The organism is Massilia sp. 05N420, from assembly GCF_056397205.1.
Window position 1 is genome coordinate 1 of record NZ_JBFTMX010000282.1, and the last position, 364, is coordinate 364.

A 364-nucleotide genomic window follows, 5' to 3' on the forward strand; every position below is an offset into this window, starting at 1 on the left:
ACATTGCCCTGGGCGACGCCGAAACCGACGCTTTCGACATGAGCAGGAAACAGCTTTCCGGGCAGCGCATCGAACAGGATTTCCGCCTTGTTGCCGCTTGCGACATTCTCGAGGCTGTTCTCCTTGAAGTTGGCCGCTATCCAGATCGTGCCGGCGTCGATGAAGGTGATGGCGCTCTGTCCGGTGTTGACAAAGCCACCGACGGACAGCTGAAGATTGGTGACAACGCCATCGGCGGGCGCGAGCACGGTGGTGCGGAGCAGATCGAGCCTGGCCCGCTCCAGCGCTGCAAGAGCGTCCTGTAGCTGCGGGTTATCCTGGCCGGCCGGTCCGAGCTCTTTCTCGGCGCTCGCAAGTTCTGCAT

1 protein-coding gene is annotated in these 364 nt (G+C 61.8%); it reads right to left on the reverse strand.

The features are described 5' to 3' along the window. Positions 1 to 364 (reverse strand): HlyD family secretion protein (locus AC1DIX_RS28340; RefSeq protein WP_477328695.1); only part of this gene is annotated, 364 nt, incomplete at both ends.